This window comes from Acidovorax lacteus, assembly GCF_039540375.1.
Taxonomy (GTDB): Bacteria; Pseudomonadota; Gammaproteobacteria; order Burkholderiales; family Burkholderiaceae_C; genus Acidovorax_G; species Acidovorax_G lacteus.
This window is the reverse complement of the sequence record NZ_BAABEX010000029.1, coordinates 259,173-283,456: the sequence shown is the minus strand read 5'-3', so window position 1 is coordinate 283,456 and position 24,284 is coordinate 259,173. Positions and strand designations below refer to the sequence as shown.

Below are 24,284 nucleotides of genomic sequence, written 5' to 3'. Positions count from 1 at the left end.
CCGCCCCTGCCTGCCATGAGCCTGCGCCAGACCCTGACCCATCTGCCCCGCGACACGCGGGACACGCTGTTCCTGTTGTTCGTGATCGCCTGGGTGATCGCACCGCACGCCAGCCACCTGCCCGGCTGGGCCAGCGCCGTGGCGGCGGGCCTGCTCGGCTGGCGCGCCTGGCTGGCCTGGCACAACCGACCGCTGCCCGGCCGCTGGACGCTGCTGGTGCTGCTGGTCGGTGCGGTGGCGGGCACGCTGTGGACGCACGGCACGATTCTGGGCCGCGATGCGGGCGTGACGCTCATCGTGATGCTGCTGGCCTTCAAAACACTCGAAGTGCGGGCACGGCGCGACGCGATGGTGGTGTTCTTCCTGGGCTTCTTCACGATGCTCAGCAACTTCTTCTTTTCGCAATCGCTGGGGGTGGCGGCCGCCATGCTGGTGGCGCTGCTCGGGCTGCTCACGGCGCTGGTGAATGCGCACATGCCCGTGGGCCGGCCGCCGCTGACCCAGGCCATGCGGACCGCGGGCACCATGGCACTGCTGGGTGCGCCCATCATGGCGGCGCTGTTCCTGTTTTTTCCGCGGCTTGCGCCGCTGTGGGGCGTGCCCAGCGACGCCATGACCGGGCGCAGCGGCCTGTCGGGTTCGATGCAGGTGGGCACGATTGCGCAGCTCGCACTCGACGACAAGGTGGCCCTGCGCGTGCGCTTCGGCCCGCCGGGCACCGAGGTGCCGCCACGCACGGCGCTGTACTTCCGCGGCCCGGTGCTGGGGGATTTCGACGGCATCGAATGGCGGCCCCTCACCTACCGCGAAGACTTCCGCCGCGGCGACGCGGCCCTGGCCATGGCCCAGTTGCAGGTGCAGGGCCCGGCCCTGCGCTACGAGGTCACGCTCGAACCCCATCAGCGTCCCTGGCTGCTGGTGCTCGACGCCGCCGCCAGCCGCCCTGAAGGCCCGGGCCTGCAGCCGCTGATGACGCCCGATCTGCAATGGCTGTCGCAGCGCGCCATCACCGATGTGACCCGCTACAGCGCCGAAAGCCACCTTGAGTTTCGCCATGGGCCCCAGGCCATGACGGCCAGCCTGCGCGCCTACACCGAGCTGCCGCCCGGCTTCAACCCCCGTACGCTGGCACTGGCCCAAAGCCTGCGCAACGACCGCAGCCTGGTGCCCGACCCGTCGCGCGACGCCTCGCCCGCACTGGTCAACGCCGCGCTGGAGCGGCTGCGCACCGGCGGCTACCGCTACACGCTGGAGCCCGGCGTGTATGGACGCGACACGGCCGACGAGTTCTGGTTCGACCGCAAGGAAGGCTTTTGCGAGCACATCGCATCGTCCTTCGTGATCCTGATGCGTGCGCTCGACATTCCGGCGCGCATCGTCACCGGCTACCAGGGTGGCGAGCTGAATTCGGTGGACGGCTACTGGACGGTGCGCCAGAGCGACGCCCACGCCTGGGCCGAGGTCTGGCTGCCCGGCCAGGGCTGGGTGCGCGTGGACCCGACCAGCGCCGTCTCGCCCGGCCGCATTGGCGAGGCGCTGCGCCTGCAGGCCCCGCGCGGCGCACTGGGCACGGCCATGGACACCATGCTCAGCCCCGGCACACTGGCCCAGATGCGTGCTGTGTGGGAAGCGGCCAACAACCGCTGGAACCAGTGGGTGCTCAACTACACCCAAGGCCGCCAGCTGGATCTGATGCGCTCGCTGGGCTTTGAGTCGCCCGGATGGGAAGACCTGATCCGCGTGCTGGGCGCCCTCGTGCTGGCCGCGGCCTTGCTGGGCGTGGGCTGGAACCTGTGGGAACGCGCGCAGCACGACCCGTGGATGCGCCTGCTCGCGCGCGTGCACCAGCGCCTGGCGCGCAGCGGCCTGGCCGTGCCGCCCCATCTACCGCCGCGCGCCACCGCCGCGCAGGTGCGCGCGCATTTCGGGCCTGCTGGCGAACCGCTTGCACAATGGCTGCTGGCGCTGGAACAAACCCGCTACGCCCCGCATCCCACCCAGGGCCTGCCCGCGCTGCGCCGCAGCCTGCGCAGCCTGGCCTGGCCGGTGCGGTCCGGCACCTGAACCAGGCGGGCTGTTGCACGGCCCGCCCCGCTTTTCTTTGATCTTTTGCGCCGCTTGTTGGGCCTCACGGCATGCTTCGACCGAAACTGATTGCTCCCCTTTTGATAGCGGCTTGTGCTTGTTCAGGCTGGGCCTGGGCCCAAAAACCCTCTGAAAAACCACGCCAGGCCGCGCGCAAGGCGGCCGCTGCCACTGCGGTGGCCGCCCCAGCGGCCGCGACCGCTGCCGCTGTGCTGTACGCCAGCCGCCCCGACGCCATGGCCCTGGCCGACGACCTGGCCGAGCGCCGGGGCCTGGACCGCGAATGGGTGCGCCAGGCCATCGGGCAGGCGCGGTTTTTGCCCCAGATCCCGCGCCTGGTGCTGCCGCCGCCCCCAGGCACGCCCAAGAACTGGCGCGCCTACCGCGGGCGCTTCATCGACCCGGTGCGCATCCGCGCCGGGGTGCGCTTCTGGGACGCCCATGCCGACACCCTGGCCCGCGCCGAGCGCGAGTTCGGCGTGCCCGCCGAGATCATCGTGGGCATCATCGGCGTGGAGACGATCTACGGCCAGCAGATGGGCAACTTCCGGGTGATGGATGCGCTCACCACGCTGGCCTTCGACTTCCCGGCGGCCCACCCGCGTGCGGCCGAGCGGCAGGCGTTCTTCCGGCGCGAGCTGGAGCAGTTCCTGAGCCTGATGGACCGCACCGGCACCGACCCGTTCGAGCCCCGCGGCAGCTTTGCCGGGGCCATGGGCCTGGGGCAGTTCATGCCGTCAAGCTGGGTGCGCCACGCGATCGACTTCGACGGCGACGGCCGCATCGACCTGTTCAAAAGTCCGGCAGATGCCATCGGCTCGGTGGCCCAGTACTTTCGGGCCCACAACTGGACGCCCGGCATGCCCACGCACTTCGCGGTGCGCTTCGATGCCGAGCGGCTCAAGCTTGACGAACTGCTTGCACCCGACATCCTGCCGACCTTCACGGCGGCGCGCATGCAGGCCCTGGGAGCGGTGCTCGATACCGACGGCCAGGCCCACAGCGGCCCGCTGGCACTCGTGGAGCTGCAAAACGGCACCGAACCCCCGACCTTTGTGGCGGGCACCGAGAACTTCTATGCGATCACGCGCTACAACTGGTCGAGCTACTACGCCATGGCCGTGATCGACCTGGGCCGCGAAGTGACCGCCGCCCGCGCCGCGCGCTGAAACCGCCTGCAGAGAGCCTCCGGGCTTCATACCAAAAACAACGGCTCGTGCTTGCCAATCAAGCACGAGCCGCTCTGCTTTTTATAGCAAGCCAGCCACCGGCGCACCGGCCGATGACGGGGCCTTGGCCAGCGGTTCAGGGCCGCTGCATCTGGCAGCTGTGGGGCTGCTGCGCCTTGGCCGCGCTGATCTGGCGCACCACGCGGAAGCCGTAGCCCGAGCCTTCCACGTCAAACTTCACGCCGGGCGCGCCCTTCTTGTCCATCACGCCCACCACCAGCGGCTGCTGGAACTGGTGGTCGGCCGCGCGCATGCTGCCCGACTGGCCCGCAAGCTGCACGCTGGCTTTTTCGAGCTGCCGCGCCACGGCCACGGCATCGGTGCTGCCCGCGCGCTCGATCGACTGGGCCAGCGCCTCGATCATGAGCTGCATGCGCATGTGCACATAGTCGTCCTGCGGCTTGGGAAAGCGCTCGCGGAAGGCCAGGTAGAAGGCTTCGCTCTCACGCGTGGGCACGTTGGGCAGCCAGTCGGCCACGGCCACCACCTTGCCAATGCCCGCATCGCCAATGGCCGCGGGCGCACCCAGCGCGTTGCCGTAGAAGGTGTAGAAGCTGCCCTCGTAGCCCACCTCGCGCGCGGCCTTCACCAGCAGCGTCAGATCGTTCCCCCAGTTGCCCGTGACCACGGCCTGCGCGCCGCTGGCCTTGATCTTGACCGCGTAGGGCGCAAAGTCCTTCACGCGGCCGATCGGGTGCAGCTCTTCGCCCACCACGGCCACGTCGGGGCGCTGGGCGGCGAGTTGCTTCTTGGCCTCGCGCAGCACGGCCTGGCCAAAGCTGTAGTCCTGGCCGATCAGGTACACGCTCTTGAGCGCCTTGTCCTCGCGCATCACCTCCATCAGCGCAGCCATGCGCATGTCGGCGTGCGCATCGAAGCGGAAGTGCCAGAAGCTGCACTTTTCGTTGGTGAGGATCGGGTCCACCGCCGAGTAGTTGAGGAACAGCACGCGCTTGTTCGGCTCACGCTCGTTGTGCTTGTTGATGGCCTCGATCAGCACCGCCGCGGTGGAGGACGAATTGCCCTGCAGGATCACCTGCGCGCCGTCGTCGATGGCCGCGCGCAGCGCCGACAGCGCCTCTTCGTTCTGGCCCTTGCTGTCAAAACGGGCCAGCGCCAGCGGGCGCGCACCGCCGGGCTGGGGCACGCCGCCACGCTCGTTCACGCGCTCCACAGCCCAGTGCAGGTTGCGGAACACCGCCTCGCCCGTGTTGGCAAAGGTGCCCGAGAGGCTTTCGACCAGTGCGAGCTTGATCGGGCGCACCGCGGGCTGGGCGGCGGGTGCCGATGCGGGCGACTGCGGCTGCGCTGCGGCCGGCAGGGCCCAGGCCAGCAGGGCACCGGCTACGGCCCCCAGACAGGCGCGGCGCGCCCCCGTGCGCACGGCGTGCGCCCCTTGGAAAAATCGATTCATCGTCAGATCCTTGAAAAAACCGGACACCGGACATAGCTCGTGACCATGCGGTGACCGCTGTCAGGCGCCGCGCAGTGTATAGGAGCCTTTTCCATGATCTTCGCCCCCGTGATCCGCCGCGCCACCTACGTCGCCCCCACGCCCCGCGCCCTGGATGGCGCGCTGCAGCGCTTTCTGGCCGACACCCTGACGCCCGCCGCGCGGGCCGCCGGGGGCTGCACGGTACAGCAGGACGCCAATGCCACCACGCTCAGTGTGGATGTGCCGGGCCTGGCGCGCGAACAGATCGACGTGCGCATCGAGGGCAGCACCGTCACGCTGCGCAGCGTGGAAGGCGCGCCCCGCAGCCTGCACCGCGCCTTTGACCTGGGCCACGAGATCGACGCCACGGCCAGCCGCGCCAAGCTGGAGCACGGCGTGCTCACGCTCACGCTGGCGCAGCGCGCCCCCGAGCCGCGCGGCACCACGCTGGCGGTGGAGTAAGTCGCTGCGGCGGCGCGATCCGCACGCCATGCAAAAAGCGCCCCGCGGGGCGCTTTTTCGTGGGCAGGTTGCCGGGAGGCAGGCGGCCGTGCCACTCAAGCCGCGGCCACGATGGCATCGAGCGGCCAGCGCGGCTTGACGTCGAACGCGTAGTCGCGCCCGGCCTGCTGCTGGCCCGCCTGCAGGCGCATCGCGGCGGCCAGGGCGATCATCGCGCCGTTGTCGGTGCACAGGTGCAGTTCGGGGTAGTGCACGCGCACGCGGCGCTGCTGGCAGGCGGCGTTGAGCTGCTCGCGCAGGCGGCGGTTGGCGCCCACGCCACCGGCCACCACCACACGGCGCAGGCCAGTGGCGTCGAGTGCCGCAAGCGTCTTTTTGACCAACACCTCCACAATCGCCGCCTCGGTGCTGGCCGCCAGGTCGGCCTTGCGGGCTTCCAGCGCGTCGCCCAGCCTTTGGGCCTGGGTGAGCACGGCGGTCTTGAGGCCCGCGAACGAAAAGTCCAGGTTGCCGCTGTGCAGCAGGGGCCGGGGCAGCTTGAAGGCCGCCACATCGCCCTGCTCGGCCAGGCGCGACAGCGCGGGGCCGCCCGGGTAGCCCAGCCCCAGCAGCTTGGCGGATTTGTCGAACGCCTCGCCCGCAGCGTCGTCGATGGTTTCGCCCAGGATGGCGTAGCGGCCGACGCCGTCCACCCGCATGAGCTGGGTGTGCCCGCCCGACACGAGCAGGGCCACAAAGGGGAATTCGGGCGGGTCGGCGCTCAAAAACGGCGACAGCAAGTGCCCCTCCAGGTGATGCACGCCGAGCACGGGCACATCAAGCGCCGCGCCCAAGGCGCAGGCCACGCCCGCGCCCACCAGCAGCGCACCGGCCAGCCCGGGGCCGCGCGTGTAGGCCACCACGTCCACGGCCGACAGCGGCTCACCGGCATCCGCCAGCACCTGGGTGGTCAGGGGCAGAACGCGGCGGATGTGGTCGCGGCTGGCCAGCTCGGGCACCACGCCGCCATAGGCCTGGTGCATGTCGATCTGGCTGTGCAGCGCATGGGCCAGCAGTTGGGGCACCGGCAAGGCCGCAGCGCCCGGTGCGGTGTCGGGCACACGCACCAGCGCCACACCCGTTTCGTCGCACGAGGACTCGATTCCGAGGATCAGCAAACTCATGCGCGCAGTGTACGGCGCAGGCCTGGCCCCGGCAGGTCATCGGGGGCTGTGGGCACAGGCCAGCCGGTCGCCCGGTGGCTCCCGTTGCCCGGCAGTGGGCTTACCAGCGGTCGGAGCGCATGCGCAGCTCCCAGGCACCGCCGCGCAATTGGTAGACGCCCACGGCACCGTAGCGCTGCTCGCCCTTGTCGTCCCAGGTCATGGTGCCGGTCACAGGCGCGTAGCCGTTGATGGACTTGAGCGCCTTGGTCACATCGGCCGGGTCGGCCGACTTGGCCTTCTGGATGGCGGCCGAGAGCACGTAGGTGCTGTCGTAGCTGTAGTGGCCGCCGTAGGCCGGGGGCTTCTTGTAGGCGGCGATGTACTTCTCCAGGAAGGGCTTGCCGGCCGTGAATTCCCGGGCTTCGAGCACGGGCGAGGTGGCGAACACGCCATCGACCATGCCTGTGGCCTTGGCCATGTCGGTGGTCTTGATGGTGTCGCCGCCCAGCAGGTTGACCTTGGTGTGGCCCACCTTGCGCAGCGCTTCCAGCAAGGCCAGCGCCTGGAAATCATTGAGCGTGGAGACGATCACCTCGACGTTGGCAGCCTTGAGCTCGGCGGCCAACTCGTCGAATGCGGTGGTCTTGTCGTCGAACGACTTGCGCACCACCACTTCCTTCTTTTCAGCCTTGAGTTGCTCGGCTGCGCCATCGGCCAGCCCCTTGCCGTAGGGGGTGCCGTCGTCCAGCGCCGCATAGCGGCTGGCCCCGAGCTGGGAGGCCGCAAAAGAGCCGATGGCACGCGCCTGCAGGGTGTCGTTGGCGACCATGCGGAACGTGGTGGGCAGCCCCAGCTGCGTGAAGCGCGGGTTGGTCGAGATCGCGATCTGCGCGATGTTCTTGGCGGCGTACACGGGCGCGGCCTCGATGCTCACGCCCGAGTTCAGGTGACCGATCACGGCCACCACACCGGCATCCACCAGTTGCTGGGCCACAGCCTTGCCGGTGGCGGCGTCGGCCTTGTCGTCCACCGACACCACTTCCAGCGTGACGCGCTTGCCGTCCACCGAGAAACCGCTCTGGTTCAGCTCCTGCACTGCCAGTTGCACGCCGTTGAGCAGATCCTGCCCCAGCGACGCCAGCGGCCCCGATAGGGGCTGCGCCACGCCGATCTTGATGGTGTCAGGCACCTTGCTGCACCCGCTGAGCAGGCCGGCCGACGCGATGCAGGCCGCCACGGTGGCCAGGGCAAAACGGCGTCGGACAAAGTGATGGTTCATGCTCGAAACTCCAGGAAAGAGAAAAAGTGTCCGGATGTATATAAGACGGATGGTGGAACCGCTAGCGGGTATGCCCGTGGGCGCCCCCGGACATTAGCAAGTTTCAGACCCCAAAAGCCCTGCGCCGGGGCTGGCGCTGCACCCCCCCGGCCTTGGGTGGGGGTGATTTGGCCAGCCCGACATGTCCCTGTGGCGTATTTATTGCTTGCCCTGTGGGCATGACCGAGTCCCTGCGCATTGTGGTGGTGGCCCCCGACCTGGCCGTGACCGACCCGGACGACGACCACGCCCGCCAGCAGGCCGAGCGCTCGAAGGCTCTGCGCATCGGCCTGCTGGAAAACGACTTCAACCTCATCGCCACGCTGCCGGCCGATGTGTTTCTGAGCGACCGCATTGCGCAGTTGCAGCCCGACCTGATCATTGTGGACGCCGAAAGCGAGGCCCGCGACGCGCTGGAGCATGTGGTGATGGCCACGCGCGAGGAGCGCCGCCCGATCGTGATGTTCACCAACGACGAGGACACCTCGCACGTCAAGGACGCCGTGGCCGCGGGGGTGACGGCTTACATCGTGGCCGGGCTTGCGCCGCAGCGCATCCGCCCGATTCTGGATGTGGCCATGGCCCGCTTCCAGCACGAGCAGGCGCTGCGCGCCGAACTGGCCGATGCCCGCAGCGAGCTGCAGGGCCGCAAAACCATCGACCGCGCCAAGGGCCTGCTGATGCAGCGCCAGGGCCTGACCGAGCAACAGGCCTACGACAAGCTGCGCAAGACGGCCATGGACAAGGGCCTGAAGCTCGTGGACGTGGCCCAGCGCATCCTGGACGTGGCCGATCTGCTGGGCTGACGGCCGTCGCGCGGATCGCGCCGGGCACGCCCTGCGCACGGATGGTGCGCCGCACAAAGCCGGTGCACGCCGGGTGCCTACGGTCTGCGTCCGCCCTCTTGCATGGCACCTGCCCGTGGCCATCGTAGCTGCGTCAGGCGGCAGGCATCTGCACAAAATAGGCTGCTCGTGCTTATGAATCAAGCACGAGCAGCTATCAAAGTAATAGCAAGCAGTATCTGGCACGGGCCTTGCAAGTTGTCGTGCGCACAGCCAAGGCTGGTTGTGCCTGGGCACCCAAGGGTTCCAATGGCGGAACCTCCAAGGCCCTTCCGGACAAAGGCGTCCCCACCCGTGCGCATGCAGGCCCAAGGCCCGTCGCGCGGCGTGAGGACGCCTTTTTTGTTTTTCATGCACACCAGGGGAGCCCCATGACCGATCTGTTGAAAACCAGCCTCAACCGCCGCACCGTGCTGCAGGCCGCCAGCGTGGGCGCCGTGGGCGTGAGCCCCGCGCTGCGCGCCCTGGTGCATGCCCAGGGTTCGGATGCCCCCGAGAAGAAGGAAGTGAAGATCGGCTTCATTCCGCTGACCGATTGCGCGAGCGTGGTCATGGCCTCGGTGCTGGGCATCGACAAGAAGTACGGCGTGACCATCGTGCCCAGCAAGGAGGCCAGCTGGGCCGGCGTGCGCGACAAGCTCGTCAATGGCGAGCTGGACTTCGCCCACGTGCTCTACGGCCTGGTGTATGGCGTGCACATGGGCACGGCCGGCCCCAAGAAGGACATGGCTGTGCTCATGAACCTCAACCACAACGGCCAGGCCATCACGCTGTCGAAGAAACTGGCCGACAAGGGTGCCGTCAATGGCGCGAGCCTGGCCAAGCTCATGGCCAGCGAAAAGCGCGAATACACCTTTGCGCAGACCTTTCCGACCGGCACGCACGCCATGTGGCTGTACTACTGGCTGGCCGCGCACGGCGTGGACCCAATGAAGGGCGCGAAGGTGATCACCGTGCCGCCGCCGCAGATGGTGGCCAACATGCGTGTGGGCAACATGGACGGCTTCTGCGTGGGCGAGCCCTGGAACCACCGCGCGATCATGGACGGCATCGGCATCACGGCCGCCACCACGCAGGACATCTGGAAAGACCACCCGGAGAAGGTGCTGGGCACCACGGCCGAGTTCGTGCAGAAGTACCCGAACACGGCCCGCGCCGTGACGGCCGCCATCCTCGAAGCGGGCCGCTGGATCGACGAAAGCCTGTCGAACAAGAACAAGATGGCCGAAACCATTGCGGGCAAGGCCTACGTCAACACCAGCGTGGATGCGATCAACCAGCGCATTCTGGGCCGCTACCAGGACGGCCTGGGCAAGACCTGGGACGACCCGAACCACATGAAGTTCTACAACGAGGGCTCGGTCAACTTCCCGTACCTGTCGGATGCGATGTGGTTCCTGACCCAGCACAAGCGCTGGGGCCTGATCAAGGACCACCCGGACTACCTGGCCGTGGCCAAGGCGGTGAACCGCATCGACATCTACAAGCAGGCCGCCGCCGCCGCCAAGGTGCCGCTGCCCAAGAGCGAGCTGCGCACCCACAAGTTCATCGACGGCGTGACCTGGGACGGCAAGAACCCCGCCCAGTACGCCGACGGTTTCAAGATCAAGGCCTGAGCCCAGGCGTCTGCCCCACCCCGCCCACTGCTGGAGACTCCCATGGTCAGTGCCGTCTTTCACACCCCGCTGGATGCGCCCGCAGCACCCGCTGCGGCCACGAGCGCCTCTGCCGCTTCCGCCATGACATCCCCTGCCGCCAACACACCGGCCCGGCCTCGGCCGGCCCCCGCTGCAACGCCCGCCACCGGCATCGACTGGGCCCAGCGCTCGCGCGCACTCTGGCTGGCCGTGCTGCCGCCGGTGTGCGGCCTCGGGCTGCTGCTGGGGGTGTGGGCACTGGTGGCCGCTACCACGGGCCAAAGCATTCCCACCCCGCGCGAAACCTGGGCACAGGCGGTGGAGGTGTTCAGCAACCCGTTCTATCGCAACGGCCCCAACGACCAGGGCGTGGGCTGGAACGTGCTCATGAGCCTGCAGCGCGTGGCTGTGGGCTTTGGGCTCGCGGCGCTGGTGGGCATTCCGGCGGGTTTCCTCATTGGCCGCTTTGCGTTCCTCTCGCGCATGTTCAACCCCATCATCAGCCTGCTGCGCCCGGTGTCACCGCTGGCCTGGCTGCCCATCGGCCTGCTGGTGTTCAAGGGCGCAAACCCGGCGGCCATCTGGACCATCTTCATCTGCTCGATCTGGCCCATGATCATCAACACCGCGGTGGGCGTGCAGCGCGTACCGCAGGACTACATGAACGTGGCCCGCGTGCTCAACCTGAGCGAGTGGAAGATCGCCACCAAGATCCTGTTCCCGGCCGTGCTGCCTTACATGCTGACCGGCGTGCGCCTGGCGGTGGGCACGGCCTGGCTGGTGATCGTGGCCGCCGAGATGCTCACGGGCGGCGTGGGCATCGGCTTCTGGGTGTGGGACGAGTGGAACAACCTCAACGTCAAGAACATCCTGATCGCGATCTTCGTGATCGGCATCGTCGGCCTGCTGCTGGAGCTGGCCCTGATCCAACTGGCCAAGGCCTTCACATTCGAAGAGGTGAAATCATGAACACGCCTGCCGTCGCTTCCACCGCTGCCGCAGCAGCCACCCAGGCCAAGTTCATCGAGGTGCAGGGCGTGCAGCAAACATTCCGCACGGCCAAGGGCCTGTTCACGGCACTGCAGGGCATCGACCTGACCATCGGCAAGGGCGAGTTCGTGGCGCTGATCGGGCATTCGGGCTGCGGCAAGTCCACGCTGCTGAACCTGATCGCAGGCCTGACCACCCCCACCGCCGGGGCCCTGCTGTGCGCCAACAAGGAAATCAAGGGCCCGGGGCCCGAGCGCGCAGTGGTTTTTCAGAACCACTCACTGCTGCCCTGGCTGACCTGCGAGGGCAACATCTACCTGGCGGTTGAGCGGGTGTTTGGCGGGCGGGAAAGCCGCGCCCAGCTCAAAGCGCGCACCGAAGCGGCGCTCGCTCTCGTGGGCCTGTCGCACGCGGCGCACAAACGACCGGGCGAAATCTCGGGCGGCATGAAGCAGCGCGTGGGCATTGCACGCGCGCTGTCGATGGAGCCGCAGGTGCTGCTGATGGACGAGCCCTTCGGCGCACTGGATGCGCTCACACGCGCCAAGCTGCAGGACGAGTTGCTGGAGATCGTGGCCCGCACGCAAAGCACCGTGGTCATGGTCACGCACGATGTGGACGAGGCCGTGCTGCTGTCCGACAAGATCGTGATGATGACCAACGGCCCTGCTGCCACCATCGGCGAAGTGCTCGACGTGCCCCTGCCACGCCCCCGCAACCGCGTGGAACTGGCCGAAAACCCGCAGTACCTACACTGCCGCAAGGCGGTGATCGACTTTCTGTACACGCGCCAGGGACACGTCGAGAAAGCGGCCTGAACGCCACGGCCTGCCCGTGCCCACCGCGCACCGCGGTGGGCGCCGCCTGAGGCGCCTTCAGCGCGCCCCGGCGATGTACTGTTCGAGCTGCTCGATGATGAACTGCTGCTCGGACATCATGCTCTTGACCAGGTCGCCAATGGAGACCATGCCCTTGAGCTCGCCATCGTCCACCACCGGCAGGTGGCGCAGGCGGTGTGTGGTCATCACATGCATGCAATGCTCGATGCTCTGGTGGCTGCGCACAAAAAACACCGGAGAGCTCATCACGTCGCGTACCAACGTGTCCGATGATGTGCGCCCCATGAGCGCAACCTTGCGGGCGTAGTCGCGCTCGCTGACGATGCCGACCACGGCCTCGCCTTCCATCACCAGCAACGCACCCACGTCGTACTGGGCCATGCGCTGCAGCGCCGTCAGCACTGAATCGTGCGGGGCCACGGCATGCACTGGAGCACCCTGCTTGGTGCGAAGAATGTCGGAAACCGCGGTCATGAAACGTTCCTCCGATCGGTGCAAAAGGCACATCCCCATTTCAGCCCAAGGCGCCCTCCACCGCAACGGAAGGCACCCCCGATGCGCGCAGCCATTTGCAACAACTCGTAAACCGAAGGGCTGATGCACCAAGCTGAGGCGTGCACCACAACGGCGCAAAAACGCAAGCCTGACGCGGGTTTACCCCAATCCCATTATTGCCGTAGGGAGTTGCTACGCAGGTTTTTAACGTTTTGATTCTTCTCATAACCGAAACAGTCAGTTCGCGACTGAGTGGTTTTTCTCTGAACGGGGTCGGCGTACAGTTCATCCCATCGATGAGCCGAACCGCAAGGCGACTCACCGAACCCGCAGTCCCAGGGCCACGCGTCCCGCTTCTGCGGCTTTCTGTAAGACGCTTTTTGACAAGGACCTGCATCATGAACTTCGCTCGTATCGCTTCCATCGCCGCCCTCGCCGCTGTCGCTTCTTTTGGCGCCCACGCCGATGAGGCCGATGGCTCCCAGTTCGCCCTGAACGCCGAGACCAGCCGCACCCGCGCCGAGGTGCAAGCCGAGGCCGCTTCGGTGGCCGCGACCCGCAGCCTGGAGCCCGCAGGCTCTCGCGTGCTGTCGGTGCAGTCCAGCGCCGACCGCGCTGCGGTGCGCGCCCAGGCCGCCGATGCCGTGCGCACGGGCCAGATCCGCTCGGGTGAGCTGGGCTGATCGCCCGCCGTTGCGCTGTCTTTGAACCCTTTTTTCAGTCCTGTTTTCTTCTGTTGTTGAGGAGTCCCATCATGAACGTTTCCCGTATGCTTTCGATCGCTGCCCTGGCCGCTGTGGCTTCGTTTGGTGCACAGGCCGATGAGGCCGATGGTTCGCAGTTTGCGCTGCAGGCCGAGACGAACCGCACCCGCGCCGAAGTGCAAGCCGAGGCCGCTACGGTGGCCGCGACCCGCAGCCAGGAGCCTGCTGGCTCCCGCGTGCTGTCGGCGCAGTCGAGCGCGGACCGCGCTGCAGTGCGCGCCCAGGCGGCCGATGCGGTGCGCACGGGCCAGATTTCCTACGGTGAAGTCGGCCTGAAGATGTAAGCGGGTGCAGGCCTGGCGGCCTGCTGCTGGTGGGGGGCGGGCGCTTGGGCGCACTGGTGTCCCCACGCTGCACGATGAGGCAAGACGTCGCAAGACGCTTGTCAAAGCACAAAGGGCTCCCTCGGGAGCCCTTTGTGCTTTGTGTCAGGGTACCCTGCGCCAACGAAGCGCTGGGCTGCCGCTTACTTGCCGCGGGCCTGCGCCACGGCAGCTTGGGTTTCCTTCCACAAGGCCTCGCCCACATGGGCGGCAATGCTGGCGTTCACGGCGCTCAGCTTTTCACGCATGCGGTTGGCCTCTGCGGGCGAAAGCTCGTTGACCTGCATGCCCTTGGCCTTGAGTTCGGCCAGCGCTTTGTCGGCCTCGGCGCGCGTGTCCTGGCGTTCGAAGTCGCGGCTCTTCTTGGCGGCGTCCATCAAGATGCCCTGTTCGGTCTTGGACAAGCCGTCCCACCACTTCTTGCTGACGGTGACGATCCAGGGGCTGTACACGTGGTTGGTCACCGTCAGGTATTTCTGGACCTCGTAGAACTTGCTCGACAGGATGGTGTTGTAGGGATTTTCCTGTCCGTCCACCGTCTTGGTCTCAAGTGCGGTGAACAACTCGGAGAACGGCAGCGGCACCGCATTGGCGCCCAGGGTCTTGAAGCTGTCGAGGAACACGTTGTTCTGCATCACGCGCAGCTTGATACCGTCCATGTCTTCGAGCTTGTTCACGGGGCGCTTGCTGTTGGTGAGGTTGCGGAAGCCGTTTTCCCAGTACACCAGGCCGACCAGACCCTTGTCCTGCAGCTTGTCCATCACCTTCTGGCCTACGGGGCCGTCAAGCACGGCGTCGGCTTCGCGCACGTTGTTGAACAGGAAGGGCGTGTCCCAGATCGCCATTTCTTTGGTAATGCCCACGAGCGTGGCGGTGGAGCCCACCATCATCTCCTGCGCGCCGCCGATCAGCGCCTGCTGCATCTGTACGTCGGTGCCCAGCGCCGCCGCACCAATGGCACGCACCTTCATCTTGCCGCCCGACGCCTTCTCGACTTCCTGTGCGAACACCTTGACCGCGCGCCCCTGGTTGGACACTTCGTTGAGGCCATAGCCAAAACGGATGATGCGCGGCTTGATGTCTTGCGCTGCGGCCTGGAACGAACAGGTCAGTGCAGCCACCGACAAGGCGGCCAAAAGCGTGCGGCGAAGGGTTTTCATGAGAGTCTCCAGTCGTTGGGAAAGAACAGGCGAAAGGCCTCGGGCACGAGGCCTGGTCAGCGCATCCACGCCACCGGTGCGGTGACGATCTGCGGAAACACCACCAGCAAGGCCAGAATGGCCACGTAGGTGAACAGGAACGGGTTCACGCCCCGGATGACCGAGTGCATGGAAATGCGCCCCACCCCGGCCACCACGTTGAGCACGGTGCCCACGGGCGGCGTGATGAGCCCGATGGCGCCGTTGAGCACGAACATCAGCCCGAAGTACACCGGGTCGATGCCCGCCTTGACGGCGATGGGCAGCATCACCGGCGCGAAGATCAGGATGGTGGGCGTGAGGTCCAGTGCCGTGCCGATAAGCACGAGCACCACCATCATCACGGCCATGAGCAGGCGCGGGTTCTCTACCAGCGGCCCCAGCCAAGCGGTGAGCAGGTTGGGCAGGTCGGCCAGGGTGATCATGTAGCTGGCCACCTGGGCACCGGCGCACAGGAACATCACGATGGCCGTGGTGCGCGCAGCGCGCACCAGCACACCGCCGATGTCCCGCACCCGCATTTCACGGTGCACGAACAAGGCCACGCCGAGGGCGTAGAACGCTGCCACGGCAGCCGCCTCGGTCGGGGTGAAGACCCCCGACTTCATGCCCCCAATGATGATGATGGGCATGAGCAAAGCCCAGAAGGCTCGGGCTGTGGCCCGCAGCCGTTCGTGCATCGGCAGCGGTTGGCCTTGCGCAAGGTTGAGACCGCGCAGCACCCAGCGCCAGGCGAAGATCAGCCCCACGCCCATCAGCAAGCCGGGCACGATGCCTGAGAGGAACAGCGCCGAGATCGAGGTGTTGGTCGTCACGCCATAAATCACGAACGGCATGGACGGCGGAATGATGGGCGCGATGATGCCGCCAGACGCAATCAGCCCGGCCGAGGTGTTCATCGGGTAGCCCTGCTGGCGCATCATGGGCAGCAGGATCGTGGCAAGCGCCGCCGTGTCGGCCAGGGCCGAGCCGCTCATGCTCGCCATCAGCACCGCCGCCCCGATGGCCACATAGCCCAGCCCGCCCCGAATGTGGCCCACCCAGGCCTGCGCCATCTCGATGATGCGACGGCTGATGCCGCCCGAGTTCATCAGCTCGCCTGCGAGCACAAAGAATGGCACCGCCAGCAGGGGAAAGCTGTCCACACCGGCCACCAGGTTCTGTGCCAGCAACTGGGCGTCCCAGAAGTCGAGCACCCAGGCCATGCCAGCGCCCGTCAGCACCAGGGCCAGGCCCATGTTCATGCCGGTGCCCATGAGCACCAGCATGCCCACCGAAAACACGATGAAGGCCTGCGCCTCCGCAGTCATGCCCCACATCACTCCACCTCCGCGCTGTGGCCCAGGTCCAGCGGCGTGCGCCGCACCAGTTCGACAGAAGCCATCAGCCCGATGGCCAGGGCGCACAGCAGTGCAGGCAACGGCAGCAGCGCAGCCGGGTAGCCCAGCACCACGGAGCGACTGCCCATGCCCACCAGCACCTGTTGCCAAGCGCCCCAGGCGAGCATGGCGCAGGCAGCGACCACCAGCAGACGCACCAGGGCCGTGAGCAGCGCAAACGCGCGCGGCCGGCGCGCCAGCTTGGCTGCGAGGCTTGTGAACGCCATGTGCTCCCCTCGCGGGTACGCGGCGGCAGCGCCGATGAACACCATCCACACAAACAAGAGGCGCGACAACTCCTCACTGGCCACAATGCCGCTGCCAAAACCGTAACGCAGCACCACGTTGACGAACACGGCCACCGCCATCAGCCCCAGACAGATGGCCATGGCCCCTTCGGCAACACGCATCCACGGATGACTCGTTTTGGTCGCAAAGGACGAGGACTCGGTGCTCATGCGGCCTCCGGGAGATGCAGCCAGGCGCTGGCACGCGCCTGCAAGGTAGGAATGTCCAGCAAGGCGTCCAGGCGCAGCACACCGGGTTCACCCACCGGGGACTGCAGCGTGGCGAACTGGCTGTCCACCAGGCTGCTGGAGAAAAAATGCGCATGGGCGCGGGCGGCCACCCGTTCGGCGGCATGCGGACGGTCGATGTCCAGAAACAGGAATCGCAAGGCCGGGCAAGCCGTGCGCAGACGTTGCCGGTAGGCGTGCTTGAGTGCCGAGCAGGTGAGCACCGCACCGCGCGGATGCGCCTGCAACTGCTCGCCGAGGGTGGTCAGCCAGCCCTCGCGATCGGCGTCGGTCAGCGGCACGCCGCGGCGCATCTTGTCGCGGCTGGCGGGGCTGTGGTGGTCGTCGCCTTCGATCAGCGGCAAACCCTCGGCCTGGGCCACCGCGGCACCGAGGCTGGACTTTCCACAGCCCGCCACACCCATCACCACCACAAACAGAGGCTCAGACGAGACATTCATAGGCTTGGTAGCGCTATCCAACACATTCAAAAAAACACGCCGCAAGGGGCGTGCTCCAAAACTCTTCTAGACTGATGAAATAGCGGCGCAACAGCCACCATACCGGCCGCTTCTGCGCTTGTTTCAGCCTCAGGACAGCGCTATCCTACGTCCAGAATGCCAGACTCACCCCCGGGAAAACCCTTGAGCCGTTCCGAACCCCGCCGCCGGTCCACCGGCCGTACCACCCTGAGCGACGTCGCCCGCCTGGCCGAGGTCAGCCCCATCACCGCATCGCGCGCCCTGCGGGGCGAGCGCGGGGTCGCCGCCGAATTGGTGGAACGGGTCAAGCTGGCGGCCACGCAGTTGGGCTACGTGCCAGACCCCGCCGCGCGGGCCTTGGCATCGCAGCGCAGCGCCGTGGTGCCCGTGCTCGTACCACTGCTGTCCAACGCACTGTTCGTCGATGTGTTGGAGGCCGTGCACCGCACGCTGTTTCCGCTGGGCTATCAGGCCCTGATTGGAGTGACGCACTACGACCCGCAGGAAGAAGAACAACTGCTGCGCACGTATCTTGCCCATCGGCCCGCCGGCCTGCTGGTGACCGGCTTCGACCGCACCGAGACAGCCCGGCAGCTGATCGCAGGCAGCGGCGTGCCCTGCGTGCACCTGATGGAACTGACCACCGCGCCCGGGGTGCACAGCGTGGGCTTTTCACAGCAGCAGGCAGCGTTCACGATGACCGCACACCTGCTCGACCGGGGCTATCAGCGCATTGCCTTTGTGGCGGCGCAGCTGGACCCGCGCACCCTGCAGCGTGCTGAAGGCTACCGGCGCTGCCTGCGCGAAGCCGGCCGCTATGACGCGAGGTTGGAGCTGCTGAGCCCCGCGCCATCGTCCATCCGTCTCGGGGCCGAATTGCTGGACGAGTTGCTGCGCACCCGCCCCGAAGTGGATGCCGTTTTCTTCTGCAACGACGATCTGGCACAAGGCGGCCTGCTGGCCGCACAGCGCCTGCAGGTGGCGGTGCCCGGGCGGCTGGCCATTGCGGGCTTCAACGATCTGGCGGGGAGTGACCAGATGGTGCCGCCGTTGACCACGGTGCGCACGCCCCGTACAGCCATCGGGGAAGCCAGCGCACACATGCTGCTGGCCTTGATGCGGGGCGAGCCGGTCGCGCAGCCCAGCGTTGATCTGGGCTTTGAATTGATGGTGCGCGAAAGCAGCTGACGCGCGCCCGCTCCGCCCTGGCAGGCCAGTGGCCCAGGCTGGCTCAGTGCACCTGAGGCGTGCTGACGCGCAGCGCCTTCATCGACCGGCGCAGTGCCACGGCGTCGGGCTGTGATGTGGCAGCCGTGTCATCGATGCGGAACACCTGCACGGTTTCCGTGACCGCCTGGGCCTGAGAGGCCAGCGCCATGGCCGATGCCGCGTTTTCTTCCACCAGGGCAGCGTTCTGCTGGGTGATGGTGTCCATCTGGGCCACCGCGGCATTGACCTGCGAGATGCCGCTGAGCTGCTCGTTGGCCGCACCGTGGATCTCCGCCATCAGCGCATTCACGCGGCGCACCAGTTCCAGAGACTCGCCCATGGTTTTCTGAGCCAGCGCGGTCTTGCCCTGCCCGTCATCGACCTTGTGGGCCGAGTCTTCGATGAGTTGCCGGATTTCTTTGGCTGCTGAAAGCGTGCGGTGCGACAAGGCCCGCACCTCGGCGGCCACCACGGCAAAGCCGCGCCCTTGCTCGCCTGCACGGGCCGCTTCCACCGCAGCGTTCAGCGCCAGGATGTTGGTCTGAAAGGCGATGCTGTCGATGAGCTGGGTGATCTCGCCGATCTTGGCCGAAGCGCTCTGGATCTGCTGCATGGTATCGGCCACGCCGTTCACGGCTTTGCTGCTGCGCTCGGCCACTTCAGCGGCCTGCGAAGCCAGCTCGGTGGCCTTGCGGGCAGACTCCGCCGTCTGGCGCACCGTACCGGTAATCTCCTCCATCGAAGCCGCCGTCTGCTCCAGGTTGCTGGCCTGCGCCTCGGTGCGCGATGAGAGGTCCTGGTTGCCCTGCGCTATCTCGCGGGTGGACAACTGCATGCGCTCGCTCTCGTTGCGCGCGTCGCGCACGATGGACAGCAGGTTCACATTGAGCTGTGCCAAGGCCTTCTGCAGATAGCCCACCGCATCGTCTCGGCTGGCGCTGATCTTTTGCGTGAGGTCTCCTGCGGCCATGCGATTCGCCCAGCCCAGCATCTGCGCGATGGGCCCCAGCGTCATGCCATGCAGGTACCAGGCCATGCCCAGTGCACCGGCCACCACTGCCAGCCAGGCCAGTGCGGCGGTCAATGTCCAGGGCTGACCGCTCAGTGTGGCCGCGCCCGCGGCCAGCGCCACCAGCAGCAGCATGCCCAGCACAAGCTTGTAGGCCGGGTGCAGGCGCATCCGCTCGGCGAGCCGCCCTGCCACGGTGTCGCGCACCACCCGCCCTGCCAGCAGCCGGTGGACCATGCGCCCGGACGACTTTTCCTCCTGCATGCGGGCATAGAGTTGCTCGGCCTCCTGGATCTGCGCACGGGTGGCCTCTGTGCGCACCGACATGTAGCCCACGGGTCGCTCGCCCTGCATCAAGGGCGTGACATTCGCCATCACCCAGTAGTACGAACCATCCTTGCGGCGGTTCTTCACCGGAGCCGACCACGGAATGCCTTTGGCGATGGTCTCCCACATGTCCCGAAACGCCTCCTCTGGCATGTCGGGGTGGCGAATCAGGTTGTGGGGCTGTCCCAGCAGCTCTTCGCGCTCATAGCCGCTCACCTCGATGAACATCGGGTTGCAGTAGAGGATGCGCCCCTGCAGATCGGTGGTGGAGACCAGGGTCTCGCCCGGAGGAAACGGGTACTCGTGCGGAACGACGGGATGGTTGACGCGCATGCAGGACTCCTTGGACACAGGACCAACAGACAACGCTGCGAGGGCTGTACGCCCCACGCTTCGCAAACCCTTTCTGACCATCGACACACCCGGTGTCGGCGTGGCCGTTTGCTCATGAGCCTAGAGTGCTACCAAATGTTGCGCTTGCAAAGCGATTTGTGCGTGCGCTTGATCTGGGTCAATCGTCTGGAGTGCAGGGGCCGCTCCCCGGGGTCCGAAGGACACCTTCGGACGTGAATGGCATCTGCGGGGGTCCGACACACGGGTTGTCAGCAAGTTGGCACGGGGTTTGCAACCGTATGGGCAAGACCGAAGACGGTCCCCTGCATGGTGCAGCGCAAGGGCGCGCTGCACCGCACAAGGACAAAGGCGTCCCCACCCTGGGGCTGGCACAGCCAGCGCTCGTGGTGCGGACGCCTTTTTTGTTTTCCGATTCACCCGCGGAGGTTGCGATGAAGAAGTCCCGGCTTGTGATGGTGGGCAACGGCATGGCCGGTGTGCGCGCCCTGGAAGAGTTGCTCAAGATCGCGCCCGATCTGTACGAGATCACCGTGTTCGGTGCCGAGCCGCACCCCAACTACAACCGCATCCTGCTGTCGCCCGTGCTGGCGGGCGAGCAGACGCTGGACGAGATCGTGCTCAACGACTGGGCCTGGTACGAGGAGCACGGCATCACGCTGCATGCCGGCTACACCGTGACGGATGTGGACCGCACGCGCCGCGTGGTGCGCGGCCAGCAGGCCGATGGCACGGTGGTCGAAGCGCCGTACGACCGGCTGATCCTGGCGACGGGCTCCAACCCGTTCATGCTGCCCCTGCCAGGGCGCGACCTGGAAGGTGTGCTCGCCTACCGCGACATCGCCGACACGCAGGCCATGATCGACGCGGCCGCACGCTACCGCCATGCGGTGGTCATCGGCGGCGGACTGCTGGGCCTGGAAGCTGCCAATGGCCTCATGAAGCGCGGCATGGACGTGACCGTGGTGCACGCCAGCGAATGGCTGATGGAACGTCAGCTCGACGACGTGGCGGGCAAGCTGCTGCAGCAGTCGCTGGCCGAGCGCGGCATGCGCTTTTTGATGCAGGCGCAAACCGCATCGCTGCGCGGCGAGGGCGAGGACGGACTTGCGGGCCGCGTGCGTGCCGTGTGCTTCAAGGACGGCAGCGAAGTCCCGGCCGACCTTGTCGTGATGGCGGTGGGCATTCGCCCCAACACCGCTCTGGCCGAGAAGATGCGCCTGCACGTGAACCGCGGCATCGTGGTGAGCGACACGCTGCAGACCATCACCGACGCGCGCATTTATGCCGTGGGCGAATGCGCAGCGCACCGCGGCGTGGCCTACGGGCTGGTGGCGCCGCTGTTCGAGCAGGCCAAGGTGCTGGCCACGCACCTGGCCGAATTCGGCATCGGCCGCTATCAGGGCTCGCAAACCTCGACCAAGCTCAAGGTCACGGGCATTGACCTGTTCTCGGCCGGCAACTTCCAGGGCGGCGCAGGCACCGAAGAAATCGTGATGAGCGACCCCTTCGGCGGCGTGTACAAAAAGCTCGTGATCCAGGACGACAAGCTCGTGGGCGCGTGCCTGTACGGCGATACGGTGGATGGCAGCTGGTACTTCAAGCTGCTGCGCGAGGGCCGCAGCGTGAAGGACATCCGCGACAAGCTGATGTTTGGCGAATCGAACATCGGCGACGTGGGCCACCAGGGCCAGAGCAAGGCCTCGGCCATGCAGGATTCCGACGAAGTCTGCGGCTGCAACGGCGTGACCAAGGGCGCGATCTGCAAGGCCATCAAGGACAAGGGCCTGTTCACGCTCGATGAAGTGCGCAAGCACACCAAGGCCAGCGCAAGCTGCGGCTCGTGCACGGGTCTGGTCGAGCAGATCCTGATGTTCACGGCCGGTGGCGACTACAGCGCCACGCCCAAGACCAAGGCGCTGTGCGGCTGCACCGACCACGGCCACGCCGCCGTGCGCGAGGCCATCCGCACGCCCCTGCCCGATGGGCGCAAGCTGCTGACGATTGGCGAAGTATTCCGCCACCTGCAATGGCGCACGCCCAACGGCTGCGCCACCTGCCGCCCGGCCGTCAACTACTACCTGATCAGCACCTGGCCCAAGGAGGCGAGAGACGACCCGCAAAGCCGCTTCATCAACGAACGCGCGCACGCCAACATCCAGAAAGACGGCACCTACAGCGTGATCCCGCGCATGTGGGGCGGCGAAACCACGGCGGCCGAGCTGCGCCGCATTGCCGACGCGGTGGACAAGTACCAGATTCCCACCGTCAAGGTCACGGGCGGCCAGCGCATCGACCTGCTGGGCGTGAAGAAGGAAGACCTGCCCGCCGTGTGGCGCGACATCGGCATGCCCAGCGGCCATGCCTATGCCAAGGCGCTGCGCACCGTGAAGACCTGCGTGGGCAGCGAATGGTGCCGCATGGGCACGCAAGACAGCACCCAGATGGGGAAGGACCTGGAGCGCGCCATGTGGCGCATGTACGCGCCGCACAAGGTCAAGTTCGCCGTCAGCGGCTGCCCGCGCAACTGTGCCGAGGCGGGCATCAAGGACGTGGGCATCATCGGCGTGGACTCGGGCTGGGAGATGTACATCGCGGGCAACGGCGGCATCAAGACCGAGGTCGCGCAGTTCCTCGTCAAGCTCAAGACCGCCGATGAGGTGATGGAGTACACCGGCGCGTTCATGCAGCTGTACCGCGAAGAGGGCTGGTACCTCGAACGCACCGTGCACTACGTGGGCCGCGTAGGCATGGACTACGTCAAGCGCCGCATCCTCGACGACGCCGCGGGACGCAAGGCGCTGTGGGAGCGTCTGCAGTTCGCGCTCGACGGCGAACCCGACCCATGGTTCGAGTTCGACAAGGCAGCCGTGGACACGCGCCAGTTCAGTCCCCTGCCCGCCTGAGCCATCCCCACTGCACAAGGAGCCGCACCATGCACCGCCGCACCCTGCTGCACGGCCTGGCCGCCACCCTGGTGGCCAGCACCGGCACCACCCATGCCCAGGTCCGTGACTTCAACGACGCCGTGAACAAGGCCGGCCGCCAGCGCATGCTCAGCCAGCGCATGGGCAAGGCCTGGCTGGCGCTCGTGCACAAGCCGGGCAACGACAGCGCCCGCGCCGTGCTCGACCAATCGATGGCCCTGTTCGACCGCCAGCTGGTCGAACTCAAGGCCTTTGCGCCCAACGCGCAGATCCAGGGCACCTACGCCCAGCTCGAAGCCGCCTGGAGCGCCCACAAGCTGGCCCTGGTGGGCAGCGTGCCCGCCAAGAGCGGTGCCGAAACCCTGCTGGCCGCCGACGCCCGCGTGCTCGCCTTGGCACACCAGGGCACGGTGCAGTACGAAGCCGCCGCGGGCAAGCCCGTGGCCATACTGGTCAACGTGGCCGGCCGCCAGCGCATGCTGAGCCAGCGCATGGCCAAGTTCTACCTGGCCGCGCTGCTGCCGGTGCAAGAGCAGGTGGCCACCGCCGAAATTGCCAAGGCCCGCACCGAATTCCTGGCCGCGCTCGAGCAACTGCGCACCGCGCCCCAAGCCACCGACCGCATCCGCGAGGAACTGCAACTGGCCCAGGGCCAGTGGGTGTTCTTCGACGCGGCGCTGCAGCGCCTGCAACCCGGCGCGCAGGCCGCGCGGCAGATTGCCGAGGTCTTTACCGCCAGCGAAAACCTGTTGACCAGCCTGGACCGCGTGACCGGCCTGTACGCCGCCCAAACCGCCTGACCCCGAGGGAGCCCACCATGACCGACTGGAAACCGATTTGCCGCATCGACGACATCCCCGTGCTGGGCGCGCGCTGCGTGAGCCGCCCGCAGGGGCTGGATGTGGCCATCTTCCGCAACGAACAAAACCAGGTGTTTGCACTGCTCGACCGCTGCCCGCACAAGGGCGGCCCGCTGTCGCAGGGCATCGTGTTCGGCACGCAGGTGGCCTGCCCGCTCCACAACTGGACCATCGGCCTGTGCGACGGCCAGGCCAGTGCGCCCGACGAGGGCTGCACACCGCGCTTTACCGTGCGGGTGGAGGGCGGCCTCGTGCACCTGAACACGCAGGAGCTGGCCACCGTGGCCACCGACCTCACACGCCCCGTGGCCGGCCCGGCGCGGCGCAGCGCCTGTGCGCAGGCTGCAGACGCGCCTGCGCCATGAGCTTGCTTGTGGCAGCATTTGCTATTGATTTAATAGCTGCTCGTGCTTGATAAATCAGCACGAGCAGCCGATTTGGCTTGAAACCCTGACGCCC

22 protein-coding genes are annotated in these 24,284 nt (G+C 67.1%); 13 read left to right on the top strand and 9 right to left on the bottom strand.

What is annotated here, in order from left to right:
- Positions 1-15: 15 nt before the first annotated feature.
- Positions 16-2,064 (top strand): transglutaminase TgpA family protein, encoded by a 2,049-nt coding sequence (locus ABD866_RS14135; RefSeq protein WP_345066430.1) that lies wholly within the window; start codon positions 16-18, stop codon positions 2,062-2,064.
- Between the two features lie 71 nt (positions 2,065-2,135).
- Positions 2,136-3,254 (top strand): lytic murein transglycosylase B, encoded by a 1,119-nt coding sequence (gene mltB / locus ABD866_RS14130; RefSeq protein WP_345066427.1) that lies wholly within the window; start codon positions 2,136-2,138, stop codon positions 3,252-3,254.
- A gap of 136 nt (positions 3,255-3,390) precedes the next feature.
- On the opposite strand, the gene ABD866_RS14125 is transcribed toward mltB, so the two are convergent.
- A complete protein-coding gene (locus ABD866_RS14125) occupies positions 3,391-4,728 on the bottom strand; it encodes a branched-chain amino acid ABC transporter substrate-binding protein (RefSeq protein WP_345066424.1) in 1,338 nt (445 codons plus the stop codon).
- A gap of 93 nt (positions 4,729-4,821) precedes the next feature.
- On the opposite strand from ABD866_RS14125, the gene ABD866_RS14120 reads away from it, so the two are divergent.
- Positions 4,822-5,211, top strand: a complete 390-nt coding sequence (locus ABD866_RS14120; RefSeq protein ID WP_345066421.1) for an Hsp20/alpha crystallin family protein — start codon at positions 4,822-4,824, stop codon at positions 5,209-5,211.
- Positions 5,212-5,306: 95 nt separating this feature from the next.
- Here the strand turns inward: ABD866_RS14120 and tsaD are convergent, their stop codons facing one another.
- Together tsaD and ABD866_RS14110 are read right to left on the bottom strand one after the other, a co-directional pair.
- A complete protein-coding gene (tsaD, locus tag ABD866_RS14115; RefSeq protein WP_345066419.1) occupies positions 5,307-6,374 on the bottom strand; it encodes a tRNA (adenosine(37)-N6)-threonylcarbamoyltransferase complex transferase subunit TsaD in 1,068 nt (355 codons plus the stop codon).
- A 100-nt stretch (positions 6,375-6,474) separates the two neighbouring features.
- A complete protein-coding gene (locus ABD866_RS14110; RefSeq protein WP_345066415.1) occupies positions 6,475-7,635 on the bottom strand; it encodes a branched-chain amino acid ABC transporter substrate-binding protein in 1,161 nt (386 codons plus the stop codon).
- Between the two features lie 218 nt (positions 7,636-7,853).
- Between ABD866_RS14110 and ABD866_RS14105 the strand changes: the two genes are divergently transcribed.
- The 4 genes from ABD866_RS14105 to ABD866_RS14090 all read left to right on the top strand — a co-directional run bounded on the left by ABD866_RS14105 (position 7,854) and on the right by ABD866_RS14090 (position 11,964).
- On the top strand, positions 7,854-8,480 hold the full coding sequence (locus ABD866_RS14105; protein WP_345066412.1) for an ANTAR domain-containing response regulator: 627 nt from the start codon (positions 7,854-7,856) through the stop codon (positions 8,478-8,480).
- Positions 8,481-8,890: 410 nt separating this feature from the next.
- Positions 8,891-10,135: a CmpA/NrtA family ABC transporter substrate-binding protein gene (locus ABD866_RS14100; protein WP_345066409.1), complete on the top strand. Its 1,245-nt coding sequence runs from the start codon at positions 8,891-8,893 to the stop codon at positions 10,133-10,135.
- Positions 10,136-10,177: 42 nt separating this feature from the next.
- The gene (gene ntrB, locus ABD866_RS14095; protein WP_345066406.1) at positions 10,178-11,125 is read left to right on the top strand and encodes a nitrate ABC transporter permease; all 948 of its coding nucleotides are present in this window, start codon (positions 10,178-10,180) and stop codon (positions 11,123-11,125) included.
- Positions 11,122-11,964 (top strand): ABC transporter ATP-binding protein, encoded by an 843-nt coding sequence (locus tag ABD866_RS14090; protein WP_345066404.1) that lies wholly within the window; start codon positions 11,122-11,124, stop codon positions 11,962-11,964. Before ntrB ends, ABD866_RS14090 begins: the two co-directional genes overlap by 4 nt.
- Positions 11,965-12,021: 57 nt before the next feature.
- Here ABD866_RS14090 and ABD866_RS14085 read toward each other — a convergent pair whose 3' ends face one another.
- The gene (locus tag ABD866_RS14085) at positions 12,022-12,459 is read right to left on the bottom strand and encodes a CBS domain-containing protein (RefSeq protein ID WP_345066401.1); all 438 of its coding nucleotides are present in this window, start codon (positions 12,457-12,459) and stop codon (positions 12,022-12,024) included.
- Positions 12,460-12,878: 419 nt separating this feature from the next.
- On the opposite strand from ABD866_RS14085, the gene ABD866_RS14080 reads away from it, so the two are divergent.
- Both ABD866_RS14080 and ABD866_RS14075 read left to right on the top strand, forming a co-directional pair.
- On the top strand, positions 12,879-13,163 hold the full coding sequence (locus ABD866_RS14080) for a DUF4148 domain-containing protein (protein WP_345066398.1): 285 nt from the start codon (positions 12,879-12,881) through the stop codon (positions 13,161-13,163).
- A 71-nt stretch (positions 13,164-13,234) separates the two neighbouring features.
- The gene (locus ABD866_RS14075; protein ID WP_345066396.1) at positions 13,235-13,528 is read left to right on the top strand and encodes a DUF4148 domain-containing protein; all 294 of its coding nucleotides are present in this window, start codon (positions 13,235-13,237) and stop codon (positions 13,526-13,528) included.
- A gap of 182 nt (positions 13,529-13,710) precedes the next feature.
- On the opposite strand, the gene ABD866_RS14070 is transcribed toward ABD866_RS14075, so the two are convergent.
- From ABD866_RS14070 to ABD866_RS14055, 4 genes are read right to left on the bottom strand one after another with little or no spacing between them, the layout of a single operon-like run.
- Positions 13,711-14,727: a TRAP transporter substrate-binding protein gene (locus tag ABD866_RS14070; RefSeq protein ID WP_345066393.1), complete on the bottom strand. Its 1,017-nt coding sequence runs from the start codon at positions 14,725-14,727 to the stop codon at positions 13,711-13,713.
- A gap of 56 nt (positions 14,728-14,783) precedes the next feature.
- Positions 14,784-16,076 (bottom strand): TRAP transporter large permease, encoded by a 1,293-nt coding sequence (locus tag ABD866_RS14065; protein WP_345066390.1) that lies wholly within the window; start codon positions 16,074-16,076, stop codon positions 14,784-14,786.
- Between the two features lie 8 nt (positions 16,077-16,084).
- Positions 16,085-16,603 (bottom strand): TRAP transporter small permease subunit, encoded by a 519-nt coding sequence (locus ABD866_RS14060; protein WP_345066387.1) that lies wholly within the window; start codon positions 16,601-16,603, stop codon positions 16,085-16,087.
- Positions 16,600-17,121 (bottom strand): gluconokinase, encoded by a 522-nt coding sequence (locus tag ABD866_RS14055; protein WP_345066384.1) that lies wholly within the window; start codon positions 17,119-17,121, stop codon positions 16,600-16,602. The genes ABD866_RS14060 and ABD866_RS14055 overlap by 4 nt, the downstream gene beginning before the upstream one ends.
- A gap of 156 nt (positions 17,122-17,277) precedes the next feature.
- Here ABD866_RS14055 and gntR point away from each other — a divergent pair, with 156 nt between their 5' ends.
- On the top strand, positions 17,278-18,330 hold the full coding sequence (gntR, locus tag ABD866_RS14050; RefSeq protein ID WP_345066381.1) for an HTH-type transcriptional regulator GntR: 1,053 nt from the start codon (positions 17,278-17,280) through the stop codon (positions 18,328-18,330).
- 43 nt (positions 18,331-18,373) lie between these two features.
- Here gntR and ABD866_RS14045 read toward each other — a convergent pair whose 3' ends face one another.
- Positions 18,374-20,020 carry a methyl-accepting chemotaxis protein gene (locus ABD866_RS14045; protein ID WP_345066378.1) on the bottom strand — a complete coding sequence of 549 codons (1,647 nt, stop codon included), beginning with the start codon at positions 20,018-20,020 and terminating at the stop codon, positions 18,374-18,376.
- Between the two features lie 452 nt (positions 20,021-20,472).
- Between ABD866_RS14045 and nirB the strand changes: the two genes are divergently transcribed.
- From nirB to nirD, 3 genes are read left to right on the top strand one after another with little or no spacing between them, the layout of a single operon-like run.
- On the top strand, positions 20,473-22,944 hold the full coding sequence (gene nirB / locus ABD866_RS14040) for a nitrite reductase large subunit NirB (protein WP_345066375.1): 2,472 nt from the start codon (positions 20,473-20,475) through the stop codon (positions 22,942-22,944).
- 29 nt (positions 22,945-22,973) lie between these two features.
- Positions 22,974-23,765, top strand: coding sequence for a type IV pili methyl-accepting chemotaxis transducer N-terminal domain-containing protein (locus ABD866_RS14035; RefSeq protein ID WP_345066372.1), 792 nt, complete (start codon positions 22,974-22,976; stop codon positions 23,763-23,765).
- A gap of 17 nt (positions 23,766-23,782) precedes the next feature.
- Positions 23,783-24,190: a nitrite reductase small subunit NirD gene (gene nirD / locus ABD866_RS14030; protein ID WP_345066369.1), complete on the top strand. Its 408-nt coding sequence runs from the start codon at positions 23,783-23,785 to the stop codon at positions 24,188-24,190.
- Positions 24,191-24,284: the final 94 nt, after the last annotated feature.